Source organism: Pseudomonas sp. Q2-TVG4-2 (assembly GCF_013620795.1).
Taxonomy (GTDB): domain Bacteria; phylum Pseudomonadota; class Gammaproteobacteria; order Pseudomonadales; family Pseudomonadaceae; genus Stutzerimonas.
The window spans coordinates 441,815-463,368 of record NZ_LGLW01000006.1 but is presented as its reverse complement, the minus strand read 5'-3'; the positions used below and the strand labels follow the sequence as shown (position 1 = coordinate 463,368).

At 63.2% G+C, this 21,554-nt stretch carries 23 protein-coding genes; 11 read left to right on the top strand and 12 right to left on the bottom strand.

What is annotated here, in order from left to right; all coding sequences use genetic code 11:
* The first annotated feature begins 51 nt into the window (after window positions 1–51).
* The gene (locus tag H3028_RS15435) at window positions 52–1,305 is read left to right on the top strand and encodes a TIGR03862 family flavoprotein (RefSeq protein ID WP_181298106.1); all 1,254 of its coding nucleotides are present in this window, start codon (window positions 52–54) and stop codon (window positions 1,303–1,305) included.
* Between the two features lie 58 nt (window positions 1,306–1,363).
* Here the strand turns inward: H3028_RS15435 and H3028_RS15430 are convergent, their stop codons facing one another.
* From H3028_RS15430 to H3028_RS15415, 4 genes are all read right to left on the bottom strand, one after another.
* Window positions 1,364–1,672 carry an AzlD domain-containing protein gene (locus tag H3028_RS15430; protein WP_168424272.1) on the bottom strand — a complete coding sequence of 103 codons (309 nt, stop codon included), beginning with the start codon at window positions 1,670–1,672 and terminating at the stop codon, window positions 1,364–1,366.
* The gene (locus H3028_RS15425; protein ID WP_181298104.1) at window positions 1,669–2,379 is read right to left on the bottom strand and encodes an AzlC family ABC transporter permease; all 711 of its coding nucleotides are present in this window, start codon (window positions 2,377–2,379) and stop codon (window positions 1,669–1,671) included. The genes H3028_RS15430 and H3028_RS15425 overlap by 4 nt, the downstream gene beginning before the upstream one ends.
* Window positions 2,380–2,584: 205 nt before the next feature.
* Window positions 2,585–3,910 (bottom strand): DEAD/DEAH box helicase, encoded by a 1,326-nt coding sequence (locus tag H3028_RS15420; RefSeq protein ID WP_181298102.1) that lies wholly within the window; start codon window positions 3,908–3,910, stop codon window positions 2,585–2,587.
* Between the two features lie 215 nt (window positions 3,911–4,125).
* Complete coding sequence (locus tag H3028_RS15415; RefSeq protein ID WP_181298100.1) at window positions 4,126–4,653, bottom strand: NYN domain-containing protein; 528 nt, start codon at window positions 4,651–4,653, stop codon at window positions 4,126–4,128.
* A gap of 62 nt (window positions 4,654–4,715) precedes the next feature.
* Between H3028_RS15415 and H3028_RS15410 the strand changes: the two genes are divergently transcribed.
* Window positions 4,716–5,396, top strand: a complete 681-nt coding sequence (locus tag H3028_RS15410; protein ID WP_181298098.1) for a YciC family protein — start codon at window positions 4,716–4,718, stop codon at window positions 5,394–5,396.
* Window positions 5,397–5,465: 69 nt separating this feature from the next.
* Window positions 5,466–5,870, top strand: coding sequence for a VOC family protein (locus tag H3028_RS15405; protein WP_181298096.1), 405 nt, complete (start codon window positions 5,466–5,468; stop codon window positions 5,868–5,870).
* Window positions 5,871–5,896: 26 nt separating this feature from the next.
* Here the strand turns inward: H3028_RS15405 and H3028_RS15400 are convergent, their stop codons facing one another.
* Window positions 5,897–6,739, bottom strand: coding sequence for an SDR family oxidoreductase (locus H3028_RS15400; protein WP_181298094.1), 843 nt, complete (start codon window positions 6,737–6,739; stop codon window positions 5,897–5,899).
* Between the two features lie 217 nt (window positions 6,740–6,956).
* Here H3028_RS15400 and H3028_RS15395 point away from each other — a divergent pair, with 217 nt between their 5' ends.
* Window positions 6,957–7,703 carry a transporter substrate-binding domain-containing protein gene (locus tag H3028_RS15395; RefSeq protein ID WP_168424279.1) on the top strand — a complete coding sequence of 249 codons (747 nt, stop codon included), beginning with the start codon at window positions 6,957–6,959 and terminating at the stop codon, window positions 7,701–7,703.
* Window positions 7,704–7,787: 84 nt separating this feature from the next.
* On the opposite strand, the gene hrpB is transcribed toward H3028_RS15395, so the two are convergent.
* Window positions 7,788–10,307, bottom strand: a complete 2,520-nt coding sequence (gene hrpB, locus H3028_RS15390) for an ATP-dependent helicase HrpB (protein ID WP_181298092.1) — start codon at window positions 10,305–10,307, stop codon at window positions 7,788–7,790.
* A 177-nt stretch (window positions 10,308–10,484) separates the two neighbouring features.
* Here hrpB and H3028_RS15385 point away from each other — a divergent pair, with 177 nt between their 5' ends.
* The 5 genes from H3028_RS15385 to H3028_RS15365 all read left to right on the top strand — a co-directional run bounded on the left by H3028_RS15385 (window position 10,485) and on the right by H3028_RS15365 (window position 13,009).
* Window positions 10,485–10,901: a polyribonucleotide nucleotidyltransferase gene (locus H3028_RS15385; protein WP_181298090.1), complete on the top strand. Its 417-nt coding sequence runs from the start codon at window positions 10,485–10,487 to the stop codon at window positions 10,899–10,901.
* Window positions 10,901–11,836: a cation diffusion facilitator family transporter gene (locus H3028_RS15380; RefSeq protein WP_181298088.1), complete on the top strand. Its 936-nt coding sequence runs from the start codon at window positions 10,901–10,903 to the stop codon at window positions 11,834–11,836. The genes H3028_RS15385 and H3028_RS15380 overlap by 1 nt, the downstream gene beginning before the upstream one ends.
* Before the next feature lie 21 nt (window positions 11,837–11,857).
* Complete coding sequence (locus tag H3028_RS15375; protein WP_181298086.1) at window positions 11,858–12,106, top strand: hypothetical protein; 249 nt, start codon at window positions 11,858–11,860, stop codon at window positions 12,104–12,106.
* Window positions 12,107–12,139: 33 nt separating this feature from the next.
* Window positions 12,140–12,619, top strand: coding sequence for an Lrp/AsnC family transcriptional regulator (locus tag H3028_RS15370; protein WP_181298084.1), 480 nt, complete (start codon window positions 12,140–12,142; stop codon window positions 12,617–12,619).
* 171 nt (window positions 12,620–12,790) lie between these two features.
* Window positions 12,791–13,009: a DUF2788 domain-containing protein gene (locus H3028_RS15365; protein ID WP_168424284.1), complete on the top strand. Its 219-nt coding sequence runs from the start codon at window positions 12,791–12,793 to the stop codon at window positions 13,007–13,009.
* A gap of 9 nt (window positions 13,010–13,018) precedes the next feature.
* Here H3028_RS15365 and H3028_RS15360 read toward each other — a convergent pair whose 3' ends face one another.
* The 6 genes from H3028_RS15360 to H3028_RS15335 form a co-directional block, all read right to left on the bottom strand.
* On the bottom strand, window positions 13,019–13,657 hold the full coding sequence (locus tag H3028_RS15360) for a pseudouridine synthase (RefSeq protein ID WP_258237804.1): 639 nt from the start codon (window positions 13,655–13,657) through the stop codon (window positions 13,019–13,021).
* A 362-nt stretch (window positions 13,658–14,019) separates the two neighbouring features.
* Window positions 14,020–15,168, bottom strand: coding sequence for an ABC transporter substrate-binding protein (locus H3028_RS15355; protein WP_181298082.1), 1,149 nt, complete (start codon window positions 15,166–15,168; stop codon window positions 14,020–14,022).
* Window positions 15,169–15,192: 24 nt separating this feature from the next.
* Complete coding sequence (locus H3028_RS15350; RefSeq protein ID WP_375154419.1) at window positions 15,193–15,909, bottom strand: ABC transporter ATP-binding protein; 717 nt, start codon at window positions 15,907–15,909, stop codon at window positions 15,193–15,195.
* Entirely contained in the window at window positions 15,887–16,654 is a 768-nt protein-coding gene (locus H3028_RS15345) for an ABC transporter ATP-binding protein (protein ID WP_181298078.1), read from the bottom strand. Before H3028_RS15345 ends, H3028_RS15350 begins: the two co-directional genes overlap by 23 nt.
* Window positions 16,647–17,675 (bottom strand): branched-chain amino acid ABC transporter permease, encoded by a 1,029-nt coding sequence (locus tag H3028_RS15340; RefSeq protein WP_181298076.1) that lies wholly within the window; start codon window positions 17,673–17,675, stop codon window positions 16,647–16,649. The genes H3028_RS15345 and H3028_RS15340 overlap by 8 nt, the downstream gene beginning before the upstream one ends.
* Window positions 17,675–18,505, bottom strand: a complete 831-nt coding sequence (locus H3028_RS15335; protein WP_258237803.1) for a branched-chain amino acid ABC transporter permease — start codon at window positions 18,503–18,505, stop codon at window positions 17,675–17,677. Before H3028_RS15335 ends, H3028_RS15340 begins: the two co-directional genes overlap by 1 nt.
* A gap of 730 nt (window positions 18,506–19,235) precedes the next feature.
* Between H3028_RS15335 and H3028_RS15330 the strand changes: the two genes are divergently transcribed.
* Both H3028_RS15330 and H3028_RS15325 read left to right on the top strand, forming a co-directional pair.
* Window positions 19,236–19,745 carry an N-acetyltransferase family protein gene (locus H3028_RS15330; RefSeq protein WP_309109551.1) on the top strand — a complete coding sequence of 170 codons (510 nt, stop codon included), beginning with the start codon at window positions 19,236–19,238 and terminating at the stop codon, window positions 19,743–19,745.
* Window positions 19,746–20,043: 298 nt separating this feature from the next.
* Window positions 20,044–21,516 (top strand): NCS1 family nucleobase:cation symporter-1, encoded by a 1,473-nt coding sequence (locus H3028_RS15325; RefSeq protein ID WP_181298072.1) that lies wholly within the window; start codon window positions 20,044–20,046, stop codon window positions 21,514–21,516.
* The last annotated feature ends 38 nt before the right edge of the window (window positions 21,517–21,554 follow it).

Genomic DNA, 21,554 nt, shown 5'->3' with positions numbered 1-21,554 from the left:
CGACCGATGCCGGTTCCGCAGAAATGACCCGCGTCGGGCCCAGCCGCTACAATGCGTGCCCCGCAATCGCCGGCTGCAACCATGTCTCTTGCTGAATCTCGCGTCGCCATCATCGGCGGCGGCCCCGCCGGGCTGATGGCCGCAGAAGTGCTGAGCCAGGCCGGCGTCGCAGTCGACCTGTATGACGCCATGCCGTCGGTCGGCCGTAAATTCCTGCTGGCCGGCGTCGGCGGAATGAACATTACCCATTCCGAGGCCTTCGAGCCCTTCGTGGCTCGTTATCGCGAGCGTGCATCCGAGCTACGGCGCCTGCTTGAGGCTTTCGACCCCGAGGCGCTGCGCCAATGGATTCACGGGTTGGGAATCGACACCTTCGTCGGCAGCTCCGGTCGTGTATTCCCGTCGGACATGAAGGCCGCTCCGCTGCTGCGCGCCTGGCTTCGCCGCCTGCGCGACGCCGGGGTACAGATTCATACGCGCCATCGCTGGCTGGGCTGGAACGCCGATGGCAGTCTCCGGCTGCAAGGGCCGGACGCTGAGGTCAACGTCCATGCCGATGCCGTCCTTCTGGCCCTGGGTGGTGGCAGCTGGGCGCGACTGGGTTCCGATGGCGCCTGGGTACGCCTGTTGCAGGATCGCGGGATCGGCGTCGCGGCGCTGCGCCCGGCCAATTGCGGATTCGAGGTGGCGGGCTGGAGCCAGTTCCTGCAGGACAAATTCGCCGGCGCGCCATTGAAGACAGTGAGCCTCACGTTGCCAGGCAATACGCCGCGCAAAGGCGAGTTCGTGATCACCGCCAGCGGTATCGAAGGCAGCCTGGTCTACGCGCTGTCCGCCGAGATCCGCCAGGCTATCGAGCAGAGCAGCAAGGCCACCGTGGAACTGGACCTGCTGCCCGATCACTCGCTGGAAAACGTCATCCGAGCGCTGAGCAGACCCCGTGGCTCGCAATCCATGGCCAAGCACCTCAAGCGCCAGCTGGGCCTCGACGGCGTAAAGGCCGGTCTGCTCCGCGAGCTGAGCAGCGCCGAGACGTTTCAGACCCCTGAAGCGCTCGCCGCGGCAATCAAGGCGCTGCCCATCACCCTGCTGCGCCCGCGGCCGCTGGAGGAGGCGATCAGCAGCGCTGGCGGCGTGACATTCGAGGCGCTGGACGACGGCCTGATGCTGCGCCAGTCGCCCGGCGTGTTCTGTGCCGGTGAAATGCTCGACTGGGAAGCACCGACCGGGGGATACCTGCTCACTGGCTGCTTCGCCAGCGGACGGGTGGCGGCTGTCGGCATGCTTCGCTGGCTACGGAACTGACCGCCCGCCAGCGCAGGACACAGACTTCCGCCATAAGGCCGTGTCTATCGAGCCGGGCTCAGAGCTGCCGGAACAACGCCACGGCAATCACCCCGGCGGCGATCGCCGGCAACGGTTTCTTGACCAGCAGCATCGTTACCGCCGTGACCAAGAAAGCCAGCCGGGCACCGTTGTCTCCGTTGACCGCCATGGGTGTCAGCAGCGCCACCAGCACCGAACCGGACATGGCGCTGATGAACTGCTCCGTCCTGGGGCTGATGGGCACGAATGACATTGCAAACACGCCGCCCCAGCGAGTCACCAGGGTCACTACGGCCATGATCAGAATGATGATCAGCACGCCGGATCCGGCCGTCTCGATAGTCACTTTTTCTTCTCCATCCACAGCGCGCCTAATATCCCACCTGCCAGCGCGCCAGCAACCACATGGCTATTGGCGGGCAGGTACCAGTACGCCAACATCGATGCACACCCTGCGACTATCCAGATAACAGTCATGCGCAGGTTTTTCTTCCCGCCGACGACCATCGCCAGAAGGAAACACCCCATGACCATGTCCAGCCCCCAACTGACCGGGTCATGGATAGCACTGCCGAAATAGAGACCAAGCCAGGTGCCCAGCACCCAGAACGTCCAGAGCGCAAGGCCGCCGCCAAACAGAATTCCCAGACCAGGCTTGCCGAGGCTGAACGCCTGCATGGACATTGCCCAGTTGGCATCCGAGACGACGAACATGACGGCATAGCGTTTCGCCGGCGGCAGATGGCGTAGCCAGGGGTATAGGGTCGCGCCCATCAACAGATGCCGAGCATTGACGGCAAACACGGTCACCACCAGCGGAACGACGGGAACATGCGCGCCCCAAAGCTCCAGTGAGGCAAACTGTGAGGCACCGGCAAAAACCAGGGTGCTCATGATGATGGCGGAATAGTTATCCAGCCCCGCCTGCGTCGCAGCCAGCCCAAAGGCCAGACCAAACACGACAACGAACAGTGAAATGGGCGTCAGCTGCTTGAACCCAGCCCATACGTCATGACGGCTGAGCTCGTTAAGCTCTGCATCGGCATTTGCCAAAAGACACCTCTCTTACCGCCATTTCCGATTGTTCAGCGGAGCCTACCGAAACCCGCCGGTAAAGGAAGCCACCGCAACGACGATTACTCACGAAAGCTCGCCATCACAACAGCCCAGGCGGGAAGGTCGCGGTGATTTATCTGATGCATGCAACGGCAAACATCGCTGTTGGTCCAGCGGCACGCCGCAGGAAAATCACCTTCCGTCAGCGCTTCTTCGCCGGCTTCGCCCCGCCCAGGCTCGGAACCTTGCGAATCGGCTTGGCGTTGGGTTTTTCGCTCTCATCGAACCAATTGCCCAGATGAACACGGCCTTTGCCAGCGGCGGTCTTGGGCTTTTTTGGTTTCTTCGGCTTCTTGATGATTTGTCCACCGGGCTGAGTAGTCGGCACTCGATGATCAGGGACGAAACCTGGCTCGTCGTGGCGCGGCAGCACCTGCTGAATCAACGTCTCGATGGCCGCGAGCTGATCGACTTCGTCGGCAGCCACCAGCGACACTGCTTCACCCGTCGCGCCGGCACGGCCGGTGCGGCCGATACGATGCACATAATCCTCGGCGACGATGGGCAGGTCGAAATTGACCACCTGCGGCAGGTCATGGATGTCCAGTCCGCGTGCAGCCACGTCGGTGGCCACGAGTACCTGCACTTCGCCGGCCTTGAAGCGCTCGAGCGCGCGCAGTCGCGAGGCCTGCGGCTTGTCGCCGTGAATCGCATCGCTGGCGATGCCCTCGGCCTGCAGCTCATCCACCAACTGATCGACGCCCTTGCGGGTCTTGACGAATACCAGCACCTGGCCCCAGCGCCGGTCCGCCAGCAGATGCAGGAACAGCTCGGCCTTGCGCTTCTTGTCCACAGGCACGAGCCACTGCTTGACGGTCTTGGCGGCAGCATTGCGCGGGCTGACTTCGATCGACAGCGGATCGCGCAACAGCTCGCCAGCCATCTGCCGGATGGCATCGGAGAAGGTCGCCGAGAACAGCAGTGTCTGGCGCTTCTTCGGCAGCGCGCTGAACAGCTCGTCGAGCTCCTGCGAGAAACCAAGATCCAACATGCGGTCGGCCTCGTCCAGCACCAGCGCCTGCACCTGGCCGAACTTCACCGCGTTCTGCCGATACAGGTCGAGCAAGCGCCCCGGTGTCGCCACCAGCACGTCGATGCCCTTGCGCAGCGCCATCATCTGCGGGTTGAGGCTGACCCCGCCATAGACCGCATAGGTGCGCAACGGCAGATTCTGCCCGTAGGTGCTGAAGCTCTCGTGGACCTGTTCGGCCAACTCGCGGGTCGGCACCAGCACCAAGGCGCGAATCGAGTTGCTCGCCACCTGCGGCCCTTCGTGGAGTAACCGTTGCAACAATGGCAGGGCGAAACCGGCGGTCTTGCCGGTGCCGGTCTGCGCCGCGGCCATCAGATCGCGCCCCTTGAGCACGGCAGGAATCGCCTTGGTCTGGACAGGCGTGGGCTTGGTGTAGTCGAGGGATTCGAGGGTGCGCAGCAGCGGATCGATCAGGCCCAGGGAGGCGAAGGTCATGGCGAAAACCGGGAGTACGAAAACGAGGTGGGCAGTTTACTCGGAAAGGCAGCTGGAAGCTGGAAGCCAAGCGCAGGGTGGATGCCGCTTTCTACATCCACCGCGACCTTGCTCGTCGGGTCGGCAAGGCGCGGCCCGACCTACACCTTGAAGCCCACCAGTGTGCGGGCACGTTCGGCGTTCGCTTCGAGCTTCAGCTCATGGCGCTCCACTTCCTAGCGCAACAGCAGCTTGCCCTCGATCGGCACATAGCGGGTCGCGGCGCGAATCAAAGAGTTTGCCGTCAGGCCCGGCGCGCCATAAGCCGTCGCCTCGGCGCCACCAGCGCGCACGCGCTCAAGCAACAAATCGAAATCACCGTCGCCTGAGGCCAGCACCACTTCATCGACACGCCCCGCGGCGTCCAGTACGTCGATGGTGATTCCCACATCCCAGTCGCCCTTGGCCGACCCGTCGCTGCGCTGGATATAGGGCTTGAGCTTCACGGTGAAGCCGAGGTTGCGCAGGATCTGCTGGAATTGCTGCTGCTTGGCGTCACCCCGATCGATGGCATAGGCATAGGCCTCGACGATCTCGCCGCGCGCGCTGACCTCGGCCCACAGCGCGGCATAGTTGAAATGGCAGCCGTGAGCCTGGCGCACCGTGTAGTAGAGGTTCTGCACATCAGCAAACAGGGCGATCTTCTTCACGCAGCGACCCGAGCGGTGAAAGGGCTGACCAGTATGGACGGCAATACCGCACATGTCGCCGGCCGGTTGCTTGGGCTAAAGTGCGCGCCTGTTCTTCCGAGAGTTGCTCTGCCGCGATGAATGTTCTGTCCATCCTCCGTGACGCCTGGTTCTTCTACTCCCGCAACCTGGCGTCCATCGCGCGTCTCTGCCTGCCACTGATCGCGCTCGAGAGCTGCGCCCGTTTGGCCGTCGACCATCTGTTCGGCCGGGACGCAGTGCCCGCCCAGGAGCTGCTGGTCGGCTTGATTTTCTATCCGCTCTATATCGGCGCGCTAATCCTGTTTCTCGACGCCCGTAGCCGCGGCCATGCGCCGCCGCTGCGCGAGGTGCTGATGCGCGCCTTGCCGCTATGGCCATCAATGGCTGTGCTGGCCGGGCTAGGCACCGTGCTGATCATGCTCGGCGCCTCGCTGTTCGTGCTGCCGGGGCTCTGGGTGATGGTCAAGATCGCATTTGCCGAATACCTGTTGGTGCTGCGCGGCCTGACCCCGTTGGCTGCTCTGAAGGAAAGCTTCCTGCAGACCCGTGGCCATTTTCTGCTGGTGTTCGGCTGCATCCTCGCGGTTCTGTTGCCGCTATGGGTGCTGGAAGCCTGGCTCGCCGCGCAATTCTGGGCCGGCGAGACGCCCCCTGGGCTGCTGGCGGTGCTCGTCGACAGCGCCGTTGGACTGGTGCAACTGCTGGCGACCGTGGTGCTATTTCGCTGCTTCATGATTTGCAGCGAGCCGGTCATCGGCCGCAACGAAGAAAGCTGAGGGTCAGGCGGCGGGCAACGATCCGACGGGCTAGGCTTGGTAACCCATTCCTTTTCGGAGGGCTCCACCATGGCTGGCCAGAACCCCAGCATCCTGTCCCACGTATCCCTCGGCAGCAACCGCTTCGATGACGCCGCCACCTTTTACGACCAGACCCTCGCCACTCTGGGCTGCAAGCGCATCATGGCCCACCCGGGGGCAATCGCCTGGGGCCGCGAATACCCCGAGTTCTGGCTGCAAATACCGATCAACGCCCAGACAGCCACCATCGGCAACGGCACGCATATCGGCTTCTTCGCCGCGGACAAGGCTTCGGTCGATGCCTTCCACCGCGCCGCGTTGGCCGCTGGCGCAACGGATGAGGGCGCACCGGGGCCTCGCGAAGAATATGGCGAGCCCTATTACGGCTGTTTCGTGCGCGACCTCGACGGTCACAAGATCGAGGCCGCCTTCTGGGATATGGGTTTGATGTAGCAACGTTACGTCGACACCCCAGCGGCCTAACCGGCGCCCGGCGAAACCCGAGCGCCGGCCAGCCGCGGCAATAGCAGATGCTCGAACAGCCGTGGAAAACAGCGCGCCACCAGCCGTGCACGCCAGTCGAGATTGGACAGCACCAGCAGCCGGCGTCGCTTCAGCGCGCCCTGGTAGATGGACTCGGCGACATCCTGCGGTGATGACACCCGCCCCACCGTCAACACCGGCTGTGCCGCGGTGGAGCCGTCGCCGATCAGCACATTCTTGCGCAGATCGGTCGCGGTATAACCGGGACAGACCAGCATCACATTGACCCCGGTATCGGCCAGCTCGCTGCGCAGGGTCTCGAACAGCCCGTGCAGCGCATGCTTGCTGGCGTTGTAGGCGCCACGGTCAGGCACTGGCGCGTATTGCGACAGCGAGCTGAGCACGATGATCTGCCCTTCCCGAGCGATCAAACTCGGCAGCGCGGCCTGAGTGCAGTGCAGCGCACCATAGAAGTTGACCGCCATGATCCGCTCGAACACCGCCAGGCTGGTTTCGGCAACGCGGCTGCGATGGGTAATGCCGGCGTTATTGATCAACACGTCGATACCGCCGAAGCGCTCCAACACCAGAGCAACAGCTTGCTGCACTGCCGCCGCCTCCGAGACATCGCAGCGCAAACCCAGTGCATCGGCATTGTGGTGATCGACCAGATGCTGCACCAGGCCATCGATAGCGTTCTGATCGAGATCAAAAATTACCACCCGCGCTCCGGCCTGGGCCATCCGCTCGGCCAGCGCGCGGCCAATCCCCGCACAGCCGCCGGTAATCAGCACCACCTTGCGATCGAACACTTTGCTGGCGAAAACCTTGCGATACATGGAACACCCCATCCGAACTTGATCAAGCACTCACGGCCTGCCAGCCGTCTATCTTCAGCATAGTCAGCCTGTCACCGACCCGTGCGATCGCATGCCCACTTCGCGAGCGCCGGAACATCGTGCTGCTGCTACTCGACCGGGCGCTACGGTTATGGACAGCGAAACGCCGGGCGACCATGCTTGCCGACGCGCAAACCACAAGGGGCAGTGAATTACCTTGAAGCCTTTACTCTGGATCCTTTTTGCAGCGGCTCTGGCAGGGCCTTGCTTTGCCGCGCCCGAGGCCGAGCCGCCACGAACCCTGACCGTTGGCTATTACGACTTTCCCCCAGCCATCTACAGCGATGCGCAAGGCCGACCGCAGGGGCCAGTGGTGGAACTCACCCGTCGCGTACTCGAGCATGCCGGTTATCAGGCGCAGTTTCGTGGATTACCGAGCGCACGCCTGTATGGCGCTTTGAAGAGCGGCACCGTCGACCTCTGGCCGGGCGCGCCAGGCAAACCGGAGCTGCAGGCCGATACGATCGAGGGTCGTCAAACCCTCGCGCAGATCAGCCTCAACCTCTATCACCGCCCCGACACCCCACGGCCAGAGGTGCCGGACAGCCTGCGCAAGCGTGGCATCATCATCATCGGCGGCTATAACTACTGGCCGCAGGTGAACCGGATGCTGCATGACCCGCAACTAGGGATTCGCCTGCACCGTACCAGCACCCACACTTCGGCACTGGAGATGCTCAAACATCGCCGCGCCGACTATTTGCTCGACTACCAAATCCCGGTTAACCAGGCGCTTCAGCGTCTCGGCATGCCGGCATTGCCCCACGTGGAGCTGCACAGGGTAGCCATTCGTTTCATCGTCTCGCGTCATGCCGACGACAGCCGAACCGTGGTCGATGCGCTGGATCAGGCCTATGCCGAGATGGTGGCTTCCGGGGAAAACCTGAGCCTGCCGGACGAATAAAGACAGCTGGCAAGCGAAGCCGTATGGGCGAGGCTGAGCTGCGCCAGCTTACGCTTCGGTTCTGCTTGAGGCCTGGGGCTGCTTTCAGGTCCCGCGCGGCTTGGCCCGCGCGGTAGGTTCGGCGACTAACGGATCATCCGGCCAGTAATGCTTGGGATAGCGCCCCTTGAGGTCCTTCTTCACCTCGATGTAGGTGTTCGCCCAAAAGCTGGCCAGGTCCTGGGTCACCTGCACCGGACGGCGCGCGGGTGACAGCAGATGCAACTTGACTACCTGCCGACCACCGGCGATCCGCGGTGTATCGGCCAGGCCGAACAGTTCCTGCAAGCGCACCGCCAGTACCGGCGGTGAGTCGCTGTAATCGAGGCGTATCCGCGAACCGGAAGGCACGGCAATGGCGATCGGCGCCAGTTCGTCGAGCCGCTGCGGCAACGGCCAGGGCAGCAAGGTCGAGAGCATGCCCTTGAGATCCAGCTGGGCGAAGTGCGCCAGCCGCGACACCTTGCCCAGAAACGGCAGCAACCAGTCTTCCAGGCGAGCCAGCAACGCGGCATCGCTGACGTCCGGCCAGTCGCTGGCACCACTGATGCCTAAATCAATCTGCCGGAGCAGGGCGATACGCGCCTGCCATTGGCGCAGATCTGACGTCCATGGCAACAGCTCAAGCCCCTTGCGCCGGACCAACCCGAGCAAGGCGCGGCCGCGCGCGTCGTCATCCAGCCCCGGTAGAGGCTCACGGCTGAGCACCAGCTCGCCGACCCGCCGCTGGCGCTCAGCCCTCAGCACACCTTCACGCTCGTCCCATTCGAGCTCGTCGCGTTGGCTGATCTGCTCGGCCAGCGCCTCGTCGAACAGGCTTGGGTCCAACGCCGCCGCGCGATAGATACGCTCCTCGCGCTGGCCCTGACGGCTGCCCAGCTCGGCGATCACCAACCAGCGTTCTTTCATCAGCGCGTCAGGCTCTGCGAACAGTGCCGCGCGACCATTGGCCAAACGGTACTCGCCACCACCCTCGCGACGCTGCCGAGCGACCCGGTCGGGGTAAGCGAAGGCCAGCAGCGCGCCAATCCAACGGTGATCGCCCCTATCGGCCGGGGCGGCTCCGGCCGGACTGCGCAGCAGGCTGCGAAACTGCCGGGCCAGCTGCCGTACGCGCTGCACGCCGGAATGATGCCCGGCGCCGCCTTCGAGCAGCGCGAGGCGCGTGGAAATATCAGCGCCGGCGCCACGTTGAATGTCGCGCTCGACCAGCAAGGCCCCGAGATCAGCTGCCTGCGCGCCGATCCCCAGCGAGTGTCCGCGCAGCAACATATGGGCGATGCGCGGATGCGCGGGGAGCTCAGCCATGGCAAGGCCATGAGCGGTCAGTTGCCAGCTGTCGCGAGCGTTACGGCTGAGCGCCCCGAGGCGTTCGAGGAGATCCTGCGCCTGGGCGTAGGCTGCCGCAGGTGGCGGATCCAGCCAGACCAGCTCGTCCGGCTCGACACCCCAGCGCGCCAGCTGTAGCGCCACCCCAGCCAGGTCCGCCTGAAGAATTTCCGCTTCGCCGTATGTCGCCAACTGGACGTGTTGGTCTTCCGACCACAGCCGGTAGCACGCGCCAGGTTCGAGGCGCCCGGCACGGCCTGCCCGCTGCGTCGCCGAGGCACGGGAGATACGTCGGGTATCCAGCCGCGTCATGCCGCTGCCGGGATCGAAGCGCGGCACGCGGGCCAAACCGGCATCGACTACGACCCGCACGCCTTCAATGGTCAGGCTGGTCTCGGCGATATTGGTAGCGAGCACGACCTTACGCTTGCCGGCAGGCGCCGGTTCGATGGCCGTTCGCTGGGCGGTCAACTCAAGCTCGCCGTGCAGCGGGCAGAGCAAGACGTCGCTACGCCCCGACAACTGTTCACTCAGCGCTTCGTTCACGCGGCGGATTTCGGCCTGCCCGGGCAGAAAGACCAGCACGCTACCGGACTCTTCATCCAGCGCCTGCATGACGGTCTGTACCACTCGCGACTCGATGCGCTCACCGGCCTGAAACGGCCGTCCCCAGCGCTGGACGACCGGATACATGCGCCCTTCGCTGCGCACTACCGGCGCCTCGCCGAGCAGGCTCGATAGCCGCGCGCCCTCAAGCGTCGCGGACATCAGCAGCAATTTCAGCGGCTCGTCTCTGAGCAGGTCGCGGGCATTGAGCGTCAGGGCCAGCGCCAGGTCGGCGTCGAGGCTGCGCTCGTGGAATTCGTCGAAGATGACCAGGCCAACGCCTTCCAGGCCCGGATCGTCCTGCAGGCGACGCGCCAGAATGCCCTCGGTAACCACCTCGATACGGGTCTTCGGCCCGACCTTGCTGTCCAGGCGGATACGGTAACCGACTGTTTCACCAACTTTCTCGCCCAACTCACTGGCCAGGCGCTCGGCTGCGGCGCGTGCCGCCAGTCGCCGCGGCTCGAGCATGACGATCGATTGCCCGGCTAGCCAAGGCTCGTTCAGCAAGGCCAGCGGCACGCGGGTGGTCTTGCCGGCGCCCGGCGGCGCTTCCAGCACGGCTTCGTCACGTTCGCGTAGGGCCCGGCGCAGGGCCGGCAGGGCTTGGTCGATGGGTAGGGCGATCATGGAGACTCCGCTTTCAAGGCCGCGATTATAACGATCCACAGCGTGGGAAAAGCGGTTGGGTTATCCCGGCGGCAAGCATCCTGACCAAGCCGAACAGAGCGCCCGGCCAAGCTGTCTGATATCGAGAAAACATCACGCAGCCCTTGTATAGTTGCGCCACTTTTCCCGGAGGTCCTTATGCGTACTCGTTCCCGTGTCATCGGCGGCGTGCTGGCCGTCTCCCTGTTCACTCAACTGACGGCTTGCGGCACCCTGTTCTACCCAGACCGCCGAGGCCAGATCGACGGCAAGATCGACCCGGCCATCGCGGTCGCCAATGCCGTGGGCCTGCTGTTCTATGTGATCCCCGGTCTGATCGCCTTCGGCATCGACTTCGCCACCGGCGCCATTTACCTGCCCGACAACGAGTACTCCGTAGTACCGGAGAAGCTTCAGGAAGCCATTGGCGCCGATGGCGTGGTCGATCAGGCCAGGCTCAAGGCGATCATCGAGCAGGAAACCGGCCGCAGCCTGCCGCTGAACGATCCGCGCCTGATTCAGCACAGCGGTAGCGTCGAGCAGCTCGCCGCCTTCGGATTGCGCCCGGCCGCCTGATGCAACACGCCCGCGAGCGCAAGGGCGTCAGCGCCGAGCATGCTCGGCTGATGCGCCGCGCCACCCGGCTGGCGCTGGCTGTCGCCCTGACGCTTGCATTCAGCAAGGCGCTGGCCTGGTGGCTCAGCGGCTCGGTCAGCCTGCTGGCTGGGCTCACCGATTCGCTGCTGGATGGCGCTGCGTCGCTGCTTAACCTGCTGGCAGTGCACTACTCGCTGCGCCCAGCCGATGAAGATCATCGCTATGGCCATGGCAAGGCGGAAGCCCTGGCCGGGCTCGGCCAAGGCGCATTCATCTCGGTCAGCGCCATCCTCGTCTGCGTTCAGGGCGTTGACCGCATGCTGCATCCGGAGCCACTCGGCGCACCGGCGCTGGGCATCGCGGTCATGCTGCTGTCGCTGGTGCTGACCGTGGCGCTGCTGGCCTATCAGCGGCATGTGGTGCGCGAAACCGGTTCGACGGCGATTCGCGCCGACTCGCTGCACTATCGCTCCGACCTGCTGCTCAATTGCAGCATCCTGGTAGCGCTGATCCTTGCCGGCTATGGCTGGGAGCGCTTGGACGCAATCTTCGGCATTGCCATTGCGGTCTACATTTTCTGGAGCGCGCTGAGCATCGTGCGCGAAGCCGGCGCCGTGCTGATGGATACCGAGCTACCACCGGAAATCAGCGAGCACATGCACCGGTTGGCCTGCGATGTACCGGGCGTGGTCGGTTGTCACGACCTGCGCACCCGTGTCTCCGGCACTCGCTGGTTCGTGCAGATGCACTTGGAACTTCCCGGTGAGCTGCCGCTGATCGAGGCGCATGCCTTGTGCGATCAGGTCGAGGTGGCGATTCACGCCAAGTACCCTCGCGCCGAAGTACTGGTGCATGCCGATCCGCTGGAGGTGGTGAAGCCACGCCCACCCCAGGCCCCCACCGACAACGCATAAGAAAAGACCACGTGGCGAGACGTGGTCTTTTTCAATACTGCTCTGAATTCGCTGGCCGCTTGTGGCGGATTCTTCGGCAGCGCCTTGTGGGCGATGCTGGCCCGGACCGACGACCTCGGTAAGGTCGGCGGTTGGCGCGGCGGGATAGCGACCGCGCCAGTTCTGCCGGGGCTGAAGTTGACTAAAGCTTACGCCCCGCCTGCCAGCAGATGTTTGCGAAAATTGCTCGATTACAGCCCCATTGCGCAATCGATCATCGTCAGCGCATAGTTCTTCGCAACGAAACGAAGAGACACATCTGAAATGAGCAAACTCGATCGCTACGACCTGCGCATCCTCCATGAATTGCAGCACGACGCCCGCATTTCCAATCAGGACCTTGCCGAGCGCATCGGGCTGTCGCCCTCGCCCTGCTCACGGCGGGTCAAACAACTCGAGGATGACGGCTATATCGCCCGTCAAGTCGCCCTGCTAGACCGCAAGAAACTTGGCCTGACGCTCACCGCCTACGTGCTGATCGGCATGGATCGGCACACGCCGGAGCGTTTCGAACATTTCGAAGGCGTGATCGGCAAATGCGCGGAAGTGCTCGAATGCAGCCTGGTCACCGGCATGGATGCCGATTACCAGCTCAAAGTGGTAGTGCCGGACATGGAGCACTACCAGGCGTTCCTGCTCGGCACCCTGACGCGCATCGAGGGTGTTTCCAGCGTCAGGTCGAGCTTCGTCCTGCGCCAGGTCGCCTCCAGCACCGAGCTGCCCCTGGAACATCTGCGCACCTGAGACCCATTGCCGCGGTGGGCATCATCGATACCAGTCCTGGCGTATACTCGCGCCGCCTTGCTATGCCCCCGCGCGCCATATTCGAACAAGCGCTTCGCTCGCTCATACCAGGTCCGCCCGCTGTCATAGCTGTTGTCGTCTGCATCCAGACTTAGCCAAGCGGAGAAATCGATGGATCCGGAAGTTTTCGAAAAGTGGATGATGATCGTCCTGGTCGGCGGGCTGATGGCCTTCATGGCGTTCATCATCTGGGACCTGGCCAAGAAATCGAAAGCCGGCCGGCTTGGCACGGCAATTCTTTTCCTGGGCCTGGGTCTTTGCCTGTTCGCGTTCCTCGCCAAGCCGGTCATCGGCTACATCATCGAAGTGTCTCAAGGCATCCCGCACTGATTGAACGCGTCAGCTCCGGCGCGGTAGCCGCGCGGGTTCCTCGCGCCACTCGCCAGGTTGCAGACCGTCGAGCGCCCAGTCGCCAATACGTACCCGCACCAGCCGCAGCGTTGGCAACCCGACCGCAGCGGTCATGCGTCGCACCTGACGATTGCGGCCCTCGCGAATGACCAGCTCCAGCCAACAGGTAGGCACACTCTTGCGGAAGCGCACCGGCGGATTGCGCGGCCAGAGCTCGGGCTCGGCCAGCAGCCTCGCATCGGCCGGCAGCGTCATGCCATCGTTGAGTTCGACCCCCTCGCGCAACCGTGCCAGGTGTTCCTCGCTCGCCTCACCCTCCACCTGAACCCAGTAGGTCTTCGCCAGCTTGTGTTTGGGATCGGCGATACGCGCCTGCAGTTGCCCATCGTTGGTCAGCAGCAACAAGCCCTCGCTGTCCCGGTCCAGGCGACCGGCAGGATAGACGCCCGGCACCTGGACATAGTCCTTCAGGGTCGCGCGGCCGTCGGCATCGTTGAACTGGGTGAGCACGTCGTAGGGCTTGTTGAGCAGCAGCAGGCGCGGCTCCGCAGGTGGCGCCTTGGCGGCACGCCGCTGCACGGCTGTACCGGCCGGCCGCGGCGGGCGTGGGCGAGAAGTACGTGGCATGACGAAGGTTCCGGATCGGGCCGGCCATGCTAGGGCGGCAACGCAGGGGCCGCAAGCCATCAGCCAGGTCCGTTTATGGCCAGACCAACGTTGCCCCGCCGCCAACCATATAGGTGCGACCAGCGTTCACCGAGCGGTTGGCTGGCCCTGTTTCGCACCGCAGATCCTTGGTGCTCCGTTACGCCGCACGCACCTGAAACGGCTGCAATGCCTTGGCGCAGCGGATTCCAGCGAAGTGGCATGAGTGCTGCGACAGCGCTCCACATCCCACCGAACCCACCCATAATTGCGCATCAACAGCCAAGGCGCTGCCCACCATGAAACGATCAGAAACAGCGCTGACCGCCCCTGGTAGCGAGCGATTACTCCCCTATCTGCTTGCGGACGATCTTGCCGTTTTCCACCACAGCCATGGTGGTCGGCGTGATGAAACCGCCGTCCTCGGTAATGCCCTGGATTGAGTAGAGGTTGTACTTAGGGTCCATGGAGCTGATCGCCTCACCCATCTTAGCCCGGACCTGCTGCGGTTCGGTGCTGCCGGCCAGCTCCATGGCCTTGGCCATGGCATGGAAAGCCAGGTAATTGTAGGCCGCTTCCGAGCCCGGCACCTTGCCGTGCGCTTCTTTGTAGCGCTCCACGAAGACCTTCGCGACCTCGCTGTCATACTCCGACAGCGGTACGACACCGATGGAGTTTTCCAGCAGATCCAGGCCACCGGTCACCATGGCGATCTCGTCCAGCTTGGCCTGGTCCATCACGATGAAGCCTCCCTGGAAGCCCATCTGACGCGCCTGCTGCATGACCAGGCCAGTGGGCTCCGAGGCCCCGCCGACGAACATCACGTCCGGATTCGAGGCGATAACTCGGCTCACCCCGGTATAGAAGTCCGTCGACTTGTTGTAATCCATGGAATTGCTGGCGACGATCTCCCCACCCTTCTGCTCCCACGCCTTGGTCATCATGTCGGTCCAGATCTTGGCGTATTCATGGGTCGCGCCGGCGATGCCGAGCCTCTTGCCGTAGTGCTTGAGCGCGTAGTCGGAAAAGGAGTCGACGTAGCCGGTGAATTCCGGCGGGATGCGCACGGTCAGCGGGTTACCCTGCTCGGTCACCGAGGGCACGCTGGTGTAGGCCATGATCAGGAAGTCGTCGCCGACGTTGAAATCCTGCAAGGCGAACACGCCTCCGGTATGCGGGACGAACACGGCAGCGGCTTTTGATTCCTTCACCAGACGCTTGGCGTTGGTGGCCGCCTGGCTCGGCGAATACTTGTCGTCCAGGCTGATGAGATTGACCTTGTAGGTCTCGTCCCCGACCTTGATGCCGCCGGCCTCGTTGGTGTCGTCCACCGCCATGCGCAGGCCCGACAGGGTGTTCTCGCCATACAACGCAGCACCGCCGCTGAGCGGGCCGGTGAAGCCAATGTTGAGCGTCTGCTCGGCATATACGCCGCCGGCATGGGCTGCGGACAGGGTGGCAATCGCCATTCCAAGCGCTTTGAGCGTTTTCATTGTTGTCTCCTTGGTCATGACTGTTCAGGCGCCGATGTAGGCCTTGCGTACGGCTTCGTTACCCAGCATGGCCTGCTGGTCGCCTTCCATCACCAGGCTGCCGCCTTCGATGACATAGGCGCGATGGGCGATTTTCAGTGCCGCAAACGCATTCTGTTCGGCCAGCAGCACGCTGGTGCCGGACGCGTTTATGCGCGAGATCACCTCGAACATTTGATTGACCACCAGGGGTGCCAGCCCGAGCGAGGGCTCGTCGAGCATCAGCAGCCGGGGCCGGCTCATCAGCGCCCGGCCGATCGCCACCATCTGCTGTTGGCCGCCGCTCAGTGAGCCGGCCGGCTGGTGGCGCTTGTCATGGAGAATGGGGAACAGATCGAGCACCTCCTGCAGGTTACGCTTGTTGCCTTCGCCATCACGCCGGTGCAGATAAGCGCCGAGCGCGAGGTTCTGCGAGACAGACATTTGCGGGAACAGCTTGCGCCCCTCCGGACAGTGCACAACGCCGGCTGCGACCAGGCCCGAGGGCTTGAGGCCGTCGATGCGTTTGCCCTCCAGCATGATGCTGCCAGCCGTCGGCTTGAGTAGCCCGCTGATGGTGTTGAACAAGGTGGTCTTGCCCGCGCCGTTGGCGCCGAGCAGCACCACCAGCTCGCCGGCGCCGACGGTCATCGATATCTGGTTCAGCGCCTTGAAACTGCCGTAGCAGACATCGACCCGATCAAGCTGCAGCATCGTAGTCACTCCCCAGGTAGGCTTCGATGACGGCCGGGTTCGCCTTGATCTCGGCGGGCGTGCCCTCGGCGATCTTCTCGCCGTAGTTGAGCACCATGATCTTGTCCGCCAGCCCCATGATCATGTCCATCTTGTGCTCGATCAGGCACACGGTCAGACCGTGCTCGGGCATCTTGCGGATCAGTTGAGCGAGGCCTTCGGTTTCTTCCGGGTTGACCCCCGCGGCCGGCTCGTCAAGCAGCACCAGCTTCGGTTCGGTGGCCAGCGCCAGGGCGAAGGCGACGCGCTTGCGCTCTTCCTGGGAGATATCCAGCACCACCCGATTTTCCAGGTGCGCCAGGCCGACGAAATCCAGCGCGGCGCGAGCCTTCTCCCGACATTCTCGTTCTTCGTGCTGAAGGCGCTTGGAGTTGATCAGCACATCCCACAGGCCGGAGCGGGTGCGCAGGCGATGCCCGACGATCAGGTTGTCGAGGACGGTGGCCTGCTCGAACAGATGCGTGGTCTGGAAGGTACGCCCGACACCGAGCCGGGCCACGCGGTCGCAGCGCATCCGCGAGACGTCGTGTCCATCGATCAGGATGCGCCCCGAGCTGGGCTTGTGAACGCCGGAAATCAGGTTGAAGAAGGTGCTTTTGCCGGCGCCGTTGGGGCCGATGATGGCGTTGATCTTGCGCGCCTCGAACTCGATGCTGACGTCGTGTACCGCTGCCAGCCCGCCGAACATCTTGGTCAGGTTCTCGACCTTAAGCATTGTTATTCACCTCTTTGCCTGGGGTGACCTTGGTCGCAGCGCGCGGCTCCCTGGCCCGCGCCGCCTCGGTGTCCTTACGCAGCTTCCAGCCGAGGAAGGTGCCAACGACGCCGCGCGGCATGAAGATCACCAGCACCACGATCAGCGGGCCAAAAATGATCATCCGGTAGTCCTCCAGGAACTGCAGCGACTGGGTGATCCAGACCACCCCGACAGTGCCCGCCAGCGGGCCGAACAGGGTGCCGAAGCCGCCCACCAGCAGGTAGGTGATCATGTCGAAGGTGTGGTTGGGATTGGCTTCTTCCGGGCCGATGAAGCGAATCATCGAGGCGTACAGCCCACCGGCAACACCGGCGTAGGTGGTGGAGAGGACAAAGGCCAGCAGCTTGTTGCGCATCAGGTCGATGCCCAGCGACTGCGCCAGCGCATCGCCGTTGCGGATGGCCATGAAGGTACGGCCCAGCAGCGAGCGCGCCAGACGGCCGGCGAACCAGATCGCCAGGACCAGAAACAGCAGCGCGAGATAGTAGAACGGCACCGTCTGGCTGAAATCCACCAGCCCGAAGCCGTCCGGCGCAGCGATGCCGCGAATGCCGATGGCACCGTGGGTCAGCTCCTCCCACTTATCGATCAGCAGGTAAATGATGAAGCCGACGCAAAGCGTGAAGATGGCGAAGAAGTGCTCCTTCAAGCGCAGCGAGACGATGCCGACCAGCGCACCCACCGCTGCCGAAACCAGTGCCGCAGCCACGAACGCCGGCCAGAAATTCCACCCATGATCGGCAGTGAGAATCGCCAGCGTGTAGGCGCCGATGGCGAAGAAACCACCGTGGGCCAGGTTCAGCTGGCCGCAGTAGCCGGTGATGATGTTCAGGCCGTAGACCGCAATGGCCCAGATGAAAGCACTGGCCATTACATAGACCTGATATTCGCTCTTGGCGAACAGCGGGAATGCCAGGGCCAATGCCAGCAGCACCAGCTTGGAGCCGCGGCCGGTCAGTAAGGAAGCGAAACGATGCATCAGTGAGCCCCCTTGGCGAACAGCCCGGTCGGGCGGAAGGACAGGATCACCACCAGCAGCGAGAAGGCGATGATGTCCTTGTAGTCGGACGAGAGGTAGAAGCCGCCGAAGCTCTCCGCGAAGCCGAGGATCATGGCGCCGATGATGGCGCCCGGAATGCTGCCCATGCCGCCGAGCACGATGATCACGAAGGCCTTCATGATCACCAGATGCCCCATCGCCGGGTACACCAGGTTGATCGGCGCGTAGAGCGTCGCGGCAAAGGCGGCGAGCATGCCGGAGATGGCGAAGGTCAGCATCGCCACGCGGTTGGAGTCGATGCCGACGAGAAACGCACCTTCGCGGCTCTGGGCCATGGCGATGATGGTCGAGCCCAGCATCGTCTTGCGCAGGAACAGGTGCAGCGCCAGCATCAGCGTGAACGCGCCGACGATGATCAGCAGGCGCTGCTCGGGGATGATCAGCCCGTCGAAGTTGAGGATGCCGCCATAGGGCGAGGCCATGCGGCGGAAGTCCGAACCCCAGAGCATCTGCACCACCGCCTCGAGAAACAGCAGGATGCCGATCGCAGCGATCTTGTCGTGGATCGGCGGCGCATTGCGCAGCGGGTGGAACACCAGGCGCTCGGACAGCACCGCCAGAACGGCCACCACCACACCGGACGCCAGCATCGCAATCCAGTAATGCAAGCCGATGTCGGTCATGAAGAAATAGGATGCGAACGCGCCGACCATGTACAGCGCGCCGTGGGCGAAGTTGGGGATGTGCAGGATGCCGTAGACGAGCGTCAGGCCGAGGGCGACCAGCCCGTAGATGCTGCCCAGGGTCAAACCATTGAGCACTTGCTGGAACAATAGATTCAATGCGGCGTCTCCGTGGGTCTTGTTGTTATGGGTGCCACCACCGAGCGACTCTCGATCGGCCTGGGCCGAACGAGGGTTCGCTCGACTGACATTGGCACTCGCCGACAGGCCCGTCAAACGAGCCGCTCGGAACAGATACAAGCCCATAAAAAGGAGTGATGCTGGCGCATGGCCAGATCGCGACGGCTAGGTCATAGACTCAGCGGCGCGGGCGCGGACCTCGGCCATAGACGGGTCTGCAGATAAGCTGAACGCACCAAACCGAGTCACGTTTTCAGACTTGCGGCCATGACGCATCGAAATGGTGCAACCGCACGCCTCGGCATTGGGTCAACTCGAATATCCTCGCGGACCGTAACGGGGGGCTGCCAGCAACGGTGGCGCACCGCGATGGGGCAAAAGGCATGGCAATTGCTCGGAGAATTCGGTCGACGCTACAGATCTATGCCCCACATGACCGCCCTGCCCCAAAACGCCCGCGACGACCAAACGGTAACCGAGCTGATGCGCTTCGGCACAACACCCTGCGCAAGCGATGGACGGTGCGCGGTAGATGATTCCGGGTATGCAGATCGAGGCCACCGTCGCCTGACGACACAAGCTGGTCGCCGTGCCTCAACCAATCCGGTGATAGTGAGGTCAATGAATGTTGCGGCCAAGACCGTGAAGACCCCGAACCGCTTTGAAGGATATCAACGTGCAGATACGTGACGCCCTGGACGCCGACCTCGAAGGCATTCTGAAAATCTACAACGATGCGGTGCAGAACAGCACGGCGATCTGGAACGACCACGTCGTCGACCTCGATAACCGCCGCGCCTGGCTGGCCGAACGCCATGAACAGAACTACCCGGTGCTGGTAGCCATTGACGACGAACAGCGCGTGGCCGGCTACGCGTCGTTCGGCCCTTGGCGCCCCCACGATGGCTTTCGCCACACCGTTGAGCATTCAGTCTATGTCAGCGCGGACCACCGCGGCAGCGGCATCGGCCGCAGCCTGATGCAGGCGTTGATCGAGCGCGCCCGGCAGCTGGACAAGCACGTAATGATTGCCGCGATTGAAAGCGAGAACCGCGCTTCCATTCATATGCACCAGCAGCTTGGCTTCGTCCATGCCGCGCAGATGCGCCAGGTCGGCTGCAAGTTCGGCCGCTGGCTGGACCTGACCGTGATGCAGCTGACCCTGAACAGAAGATCCAACCCATGATGCCCCGGCAAGTATCAGTGGCCGCTCGATCAGAGCGGATATCGACGCCGTTTTCGCGGTGACGGCTGCAGTGGAAGTCTTTGCAAGCCGCGTGCTAGACAGCCCCTGGTGAAATCGCATAACAAAACGATTATTTATGTATACAAAGTGTAGGCGAATCTGAAATTAAGCTTCTAGGCTGTGCTTAGGTCTCAGGCTCCTGACGGCGCCAACAAGGCCTGAATTCGCGGTCTCCGCCATATGCGAAACAAGAACTGCATACAAAAACTATCAACAGTCTTGCACAGAGCGCCTACAGATGAATCACAACGACTTTCAGATCAAGCAGATCGATCCCAGTCTGTATAACGCTGACCTCGCCCCGCTCGCCCCCGCCAAGCGCAAGTGGGGCTGGTTCGAGATCTTCAACGTCTGGTCCAACGATATTCAAAGCCTGTTCGGCTACACGCTAGCCGCAACATTGTTCATCAGTTACGGCCTGAACGGCTGGGCGGTGTTGGCGGGCATTGTGTTGGCCGGCTTCATCGTCATGGGCCTGGTGCAGCTGACCGGCAAACCAAGCGTCAAGTACGGCATCCCGTTCCCGGTCATGGCTCGCGCCAGCATGGGCGTGCGCGGCGCGAACTTCCCGGCGGTGGTGCGCGGCATCGTGGCGATTTTCTGGTATGGCGTACAAACCTACTTCGCCTCGACCGCCGTGGCGCTGCTGATTCGCACCCTATTCGGCTCGGGCTCGGAAGCCACGCTGCTGGGGCTGACAGCGATCGACTGGGTCGCCTATGTGGTTGTCTGCGTTTTTCAAGTCGCGCTGTTCGTACGCGGTGTCGACTGGGTGACGCGCTTCCTGAATTGGGCCGGGCCGCTGGTCTATCTGGTGATGATCGCGATGATGATCGCCATCTGCTACCAGGCCGGCCCGAGCCTAGCCGGCGCGCTGGGCAGCATTTTCAGCGGCTCCGGCAGCTACGCTGGCGGTCCGATCGCAGCCTTCGCCGCGGTGGTCGGCACCATGGTCGCTTACTTCGCGGCGGTGGTGATCAATTACGGCGACTTCGCGCGCTTCGTGAAGAATGAGCGGCAGATGCGCATTGGCAACTTCCTCGGCCTACCGGTGAGCCTGGCGGTCTTCTCGCTGATCGCGCTGGTGATCACCGCTGGTACGGTGGTGGTGTTCGGCGAAACGCTGACCAACCCCACCGATATTGTCTCACGCATTGATAATGTCGGCCTTACGCTGATCGCCGCGATCACCTTCTTTGCCGCCACCGTTGGCATCAATCTAGTCGCCAACTTCATCCCGCCGGCGTACGACATCGCCAACCTGGCACCAGCACGCATCAGCGCCCGTACCGGCGGCTTCATTACCGCCGCGATCGCCTTCTTTATTGGTGCATTGTGGGTGTCGTTCATCAGCGCAGTCGGCATCGCCGCCTTCGTCGATACACTGGGCGCCGTGCTGGCACCGCTGTACGGTATCATCGTCGCCGATTACTACCTGGTGCGCCGTCAGCAACTGGACGTGCAGCAGTTATTCTCGGCCGAGCCCGGCTCGACCTACTACTTCAACGCCGGCTGGAACCGCAAAGCGATCATCGCGTTCGGGCTCAGCTCGGTTTTTTCGGTAGCCTCGGTATGGATGCCCGGCTTGGAAAGCCTGTCGGGCTTCGCCTGGCTGCTGGGCGCGCTGTTCGGTGGCGCGGTGCATTACCTGCTGATGCGCAAGCAGTCGCTACCGGCAAGCGCGGCACCTACCTTGACGCCTCACGGCTAAAGCTGGGCATTTTAAACGGACCGGCTGCGGCGGCCGGT